Source organism: Bacteroides sp. AM07-18, from assembly GCF_003602695.1.
GTDB classification, from domain to species: domain Bacteria; phylum Bacteroidota; class Bacteroidia; order Bacteroidales; family Bacteroidaceae; genus Bacteroides; species Bacteroides uniformis.
Map to the genome: position 1 here is coordinate 1 of NZ_QTLM01000034.1, position 5,787 is coordinate 5,787.

3 protein-coding genes and 2 pseudogenes are annotated in these 5,787 nt (G+C 40.0%); 3 read left to right on the forward strand and 2 right to left on the reverse strand.

Annotated features, from left to right (window positions below; all coding sequences use genetic code 11):
• Positions 1 to 182 precede the first annotated feature (182 nt).
• The gene (locus DW096_RS18990; RefSeq protein ID WP_117963048.1) at positions 183 to 1,721 is read left to right on the forward strand and encodes an RNA-binding domain-containing protein; all 1,539 of its coding nucleotides are present in this window, start codon (positions 183 to 185) and stop codon (positions 1,719 to 1,721) included.
• A 148-nt stretch (positions 1,722 to 1,869) separates the two neighbouring features.
• Here DW096_RS18990 and DW096_RS18995 read toward each other — a convergent pair.
• A pseudogene (locus DW096_RS18995) lies at positions 1,870 to 1,983 on the reverse strand (IS481 family transposase); the annotation flags it as partial.
• Between DW096_RS18995 and DW096_RS19000 the strand changes: the two are divergent.
• Together DW096_RS19000 and DW096_RS19005 are read left to right on the forward strand one after the other, a co-directional pair.
• Positions 1,983 to 2,405, forward strand: a complete 423-nt coding sequence (locus DW096_RS19000) for a type IV toxin-antitoxin system AbiEi family antitoxin (protein ID WP_227212974.1) — start codon at positions 1,983 to 1,985, stop codon at positions 2,403 to 2,405. The pseudogene DW096_RS18995 and the gene DW096_RS19000 sit on opposite strands and share 1 nt — an antisense overlap.
• Positions 2,406 to 2,989, forward strand: a pseudogene (locus DW096_RS19005) (nucleotidyl transferase AbiEii/AbiGii toxin family protein); the annotation flags it as partial.
• Positions 2,990 to 3,120: 131 nt separating this feature from the next.
• On the opposite strand, the gene DW096_RS19010 reads toward DW096_RS19005, so the two are convergent.
• Positions 3,121 to 5,778, reverse strand: coding sequence for a PL29 family lyase N-terminal domain-containing protein (locus DW096_RS19010; protein ID WP_117963044.1), 2,658 nt, complete (start codon positions 5,776 to 5,778; stop codon positions 3,121 to 3,123).
• Positions 5,779 to 5,787 lie beyond the last annotated feature (9 nt).

Here is a 5,787-nt window from a genome sequence, read left to right on the forward strand (position 1 = left end):
TTCATTTCTATTCATTTCCAATTTATTTATAAAAGGTTTATTCTGCAATATAAATAAATTAGATGAATATAAGGGAGACGAATATATTTCTTATATTTGCGAGAAACTTCGCATTGAAAATTGCAATACGAATACACCATACTGACTATACTCATTGGTGGAATTAAATAATTGAACACTATATGTCACTGCCAATAAACATAGAAGACCTGCTGCATCGTAATAAAGTGGAAAGTAATCGGGTGGAGTTCAAAAAAGGTTGGAATCCTGCGAGTATATACCATACTATTTGTGCTTTTGCCAATGATTTGGATAATCTTGGGGGAGGTTATATCATTGTAGGTGTAGAAGAAGAAAACGGTATGCCCAAACGTCCTGTTGCCGGTGTGCCGACTGAACAGTTGGATAAGATACAGCTGCAGATGGTGGGTTTCAATAATCTGTTTGCCCCATATTATCTGCCACGCATTTCTGTTGAAGAAGTGGATGGAAGAAACCTTGTAGTAATATGGGCACCTACAGGTGTCAATCGTCCGTATTCAATCCGTATGGATGTGACGAATGGCAATGATAAGCGAGAAGCTTTTTATATACGTTCTGGTACGAGTAGTATTGTTGCTAAAGGTGAGGTACTCGATGAATTGCGGGATATGGCAAGCCGTGTGCCTTTTGATGGGCGTGGCAATCCTGATATCAAAGAAGAGGATATTGATTATGTATTGATTCGTGAGTATCTGCAAGAGGTAAGAAGTCGAATGGTGGGTGAATTGAAACACCTTGACACAATGGATCTGCTTGAACGGCTGGACTTGCTGATTGGACCTACAGAGAATCGGATGATAAAGAACGTGGCTGCCATGATGTTTAGTAACCACCCCGAAAAGTTCTTTCCATATACACAAATATCCATTGTGGTTTTCCCTGAAGGTAAGATACAGAACCCCAACCGCTTTTCAGAAAAGACGTTCAAAGGCTCTGTTCCAACAATCATTAGAGGAGCGATGCAATATTTAAAAGACGTTGTCATAACAGAATATGTCTCGAAACCGAAAGATAGGATGCGGTCGGAACGGTGGTTCAATTATCCGTATCAGGCACTTGAGGAGAGTGTTGTCAATGCGATGTATCATCGCGATTATCAGGAACAGCAAGAAGTGGAGATAACCGTAGAACCGGAAGGGATAAGAATATTAAGCCTTTCAGGACCGGACCGCTCTATATCAAACGAAGCTTTGCGAGAATGTAAAAGTCTTCATTCACGTCGATATAGGAATAATCGCCTGGGCGATTTCTTGAAAGAACTGGACTTGACAGAAGGTCGCTGCACTGGAATTCCTACAATACAAGATGAGTTGGCTAAAAACGGTTCACCACGTGCTTCTATCGAAACCGATGAGGAACGCAGTTACTTCCTCATGTTCATACCCGTACATGAAGGATGCGGCAATGTAGTCAGAATGAAGGACGATACCGGAACATCACTGAGTAATATGGGGCAGGATGAAACTAATGTTGCCCAAAGATTGCCCAAAGATTGCCCAAAGATTGCCCAAAGTACATTGGAAGCAATTATACAAGATCCATATATAACCATTGGACAGTTGAGTGAAGTGCTAAAACTTTCTGAGAGAACAATAAAAAATAGAATAGCGCTGCTTAAACGGGAGGGGCTGATAACTCGGATTGGCAGTAGAACATCGGGGTACTGGGAAGTTGTTTAATAACGTGTAATAGTCAAGACTTGTTCTGACAGTTGGTTTATTATCGGACAAAAAAAACTGTCAGCTGTTTGTTGCGAAGTTACGCAACTTTTTTCACTCTCACAACCGAATGAAGTTTTATCAGCCTCATTCGGTTTCATTGTTTCCTGATTTTGGAGTAAGTATCGATGACGGTCTGCTGATAAATGTGTCCGACACCTTTGATGTATCCGACATAATAAGTATCTTGGGCGGCAAGAAAACCGGGATGACAGGTTTCTATTGGCTTGGAATTACAGAAAAGAGATACCTTTTGAATTCCTTTTGACGAAAAATTCCGAAACAAGTATATATTACTCTAATGCGCAATTGACAGTTGTGGACCTCGTGCATGAACAGCATATCGGTGGTTTATCACGTGCTGCAACTATATTGGAAGAACTGTCTGAGTTGATACACTTTTCAGACACTTCGGATTCTTTGTTCTCATATACCTCCTTAGCGGTAATTCAACGGCTTGGGTTTATTCTGGATGTGGTACTGCAGGAAGGGAAGCAAGCTGATGATTTATATGACCTATTGTGCAAATGTACAAAAACATTCAAATATGTATTTCTCAGTACGCGTCATGGTACGGGTATTCGGGAGAAAAATACGCGCTGGAAAATAAAAGCAAATACAAATATAGATATTGATGACATATGATTAACAGAGCTTCTTTTATATCCTCAGCTACGCTACAGTGAAGACATTGATTTAGTACAAATTAATCCGGGAGCAATCAAACCCCATTATGTTTAGATTGGGAAAAGTGTTAAGCTTTTTGCCGGACCGCGTTACCAAACAGAAACGTTACAATAATACGATGCTGTTCAGAATGGAATCTGAGTTTCCGCCTGTCATCCAAATACGATTGAAAATTGAAATAAACTGCTTTGAGCATTTCAATGAACTCGGACTGGTGAAAATTCCATTCGTCGTTGAAAACAGCAGGCTTACGGGAAGATGTGGAATCACGACCTATCAGCTTAATGAACTCTTGGGCACTAAATTGAGAGCTTTGTATCAACGCAAGAAAGGACGTGATTTATTTGATCTATATGTGGCGCTGACAAAAACAGAGGTTGATGTGGATGAACTTATGCGATGTTATCATCGCTAATATGGAGGAAAAAATGGCAGACCCGGATTTTCGGGGAGACACCCAACTGCTCCTTCATCCCAATGAGCCTTTTAATCCGCTTGCGGGTTATGAAATTGTCAAAGAGAAACTGATAGATATGATATAAGTAAGTGCTATGCTAGTATAGTATTGGTAAATAAAGAAGAGTGGATAAAAAAGTAGGGAAAGAACTTTCTCTTTTTAAAGAGAGGTCTTTCCCTACTTAAAAGTTATACTATTATATTAATAGTGATTCTATTATTCATCAACAGTTATCTGAACAGGAACTGTATTGGCTTTTGTACGGTTCCAAATATCTTTTACTGTAATTTCAATGTTAGTATCAACTGTACTAGCAACTTGCTGGCCTTCCAAAGTGAAGTAACCTTCTGCTTTACTTGTAGCAGGAGATGGTGTATCTGATTGAAGCTTGAAGTAAAGTTCGTTACCAGACTTGGCTGTTACAGTTTGGATGTCATTACGTGTCCATGCAAGGTTAGTACCGTCAACCTTATCAGGCAATACCTTATAAGAAACACCGGTATTGTAAGTGTAACCAGTCACAACGGCATTTCCAAGTTTGTAGCCATTCAAGTCGGTAGCTTTGATAACAATCTTGCTGCCACTCTTTGGAGTAACCTTACCTTGTTCAATCGGGCTCATAATCTTAGCTTTGAATGTGAATGCTTCAGTTGCAGGATACTCCCAAGCATTAGCAAACTTACCAGAAATGCTATAGTTCAATGTTTGGTTGTAACCCTTTTCTTGTCCTAAGCCACCGATTAATGTTACATAAGTGTTGTCAGTGAAGTTACCGTTACCAGCAACATTTGCCAATTCATTAGATTTCTTATTATCAGTTACAACGGTTTTGTTGTCCAATGTAACAGTAAATCCGGTCTTCTGATATTTCTTGAAGATGCGGTTCAAATCAAATGTAGCAGCACCAGCAGCAGTATTTACTTTCTTGAAGTCGTCTGCATACAGATAGCAGTTAGCAATACCTTCTTTCACGAATCCCGGATCAATTTCAAATAATGAAGTGATAGCAGGAATAGTAAATGTGAAATTAACGTTAATCGTATTCAATACATCGCCAGTGCTATTCATGAATGTAATGACTGCATTATACTGTGTATTAACTTTGAACTGCGTACCGGCAGTAGCATTGTTAATTTGGAATGCCACGAATTTTGCATCCTTATCGGTAGTTACAGCTGTGGCATTATCCTTAACTTCTGTAGTGAATACGGGATTGATACCATAAGTCGAATTTAAAGCAGTAAGAGTAGTTTCGGCGGGAACAATAGTCTTGTCACCTGCTTTAACTACAATTGTAGTCTTGCTCAATTTAACGCTTGTATTCCACAATGCAGTACCTTGTTCGCCCAATTTATTTCTCATTTCAGCCAGGTCGATTGAGAAATAGTTTTTGGTGGCCGTTTCAGCCTTCAACAGATAATTAACATTGTAAGTAACCTCAGCAGAGATTGTGCTGCTTTGACCTAACCATACTGTAGTAGTTTTCTTGGCACCTGTGTTATCAATTGTTTCAATCGACAATGCAAAACCGGCCTTGGTAATGTTGTCAGGAGTCTTAGTCGATCTGAATTTATATTCACCGGCTACTTCTTCGATTTCAATACCGAACAGAGTTTTAGCATCATTGTCTACAGAAAGATGCATATCATATAATGCAGCTTCTTCGATGCCGCTAACATAATACCATTCGTTAGCATTGATTTTACCGGCTGGAGTACCTGCATTTGAGCCATAAGTACTACCAATATTAAAATCGTCACTATTGCTTATTTTCACTTTGGCTTTTGCCGCATCCGCGATAGCAAGCTTAGTCAATTCAATAGCGTCAGTATGCTCTGCAACTTTCAATTGATATTCAGAACGTGCATTGCCTGAAACCACGGCGTAGCCTTTATACGCGTTGTTTTCGTCTTTGAATTGTGCTAAGAACGCATTAACAGCATTTGCTGATACAAAAGTTTCATTCATTGATAATTCATACAATCCATTGGTATTTGCAGCTCTTGTCAACGTAATCAGCTCTTTGTAATCTGTAGCAGTCAATTCCACTTGGCTGGGAACGTTATTCTTACTATCAATCAATGAGTAAGTCAACTCCTTACCATCAATGTTTGTCGGATTGAGCTGAATAACCGGAGTTGCTACAGAAGCAATAATATTTACTGTCTCGGTCTTGTCTGCAGGTAGAGTGCGAGGACCTTTCCAATCTTTGATAGCAACTTCACCCGTATATGTGAATTTCTTGAAAGTCAAATCCTGCTTACCATCAATCAAAATCAAATCGCTCAGCAATGAAGCAGCAGTCGGCAATTTGATTTCTTGATATTTCTGCGTAGCAGAATCCCATACTTTCAAGGTCCAAACTTCAGTGGTCGGGTCTTGAACTGCGCTAATCGGGGATGCCAGATACGGAGTTTTCTCCAGCTTACCTTCTTTGTTTACTACATACCAGAAACCGTCTTCGCCAATTTCAGGAACTGCAAACTTGCCGGTTTCGGCATTCTTTGCAGCATAGAATCCTGTAGGTTCATCATTGATAGTGATAGCGCCCGTAGTCTTGTCGATTACAACTTTATCACCAGCTACACCCGGTTCGCCCTGAGCGCCATTCTGACCGTCCTTACCGTTAGTTACTTTGTGGGTACTACCGTCATTCATGGTAATAACCAGACCATCCGCAGACGATGTTACACTGGTGATCCATTTACCATTGTCCACAGCATTCTGTAAGGCAGCTACTTGAGACTTGATGTCGGTCAGTTCCTTATTGATCTGATCGATGTCGTCATCGTAGTCCTTACAAGACGTAAACGTTCCTGCAGTACCAACCATTAAGGCACTGAACAGGATTACACTTAGAAACTTCTTGTTCATAATTGAAAA

Bases quoted from the DNA above. Each gene is read 5' to 3' on its own strand.
- DW096_RS19010 (WP_117963044.1), bottom strand. From the start codon at position 5,778: ATGAACAAGAAGTTTCTAAGTGTAATCCTGTTCAGTGCCTTAATGGTT.
- DW096_RS18990 (WP_117963048.1), top strand. From the start codon at position 183: ATGTCACTGCCAATAAACATAGAAGACCTGCTGCATCGTAATAAAGTG.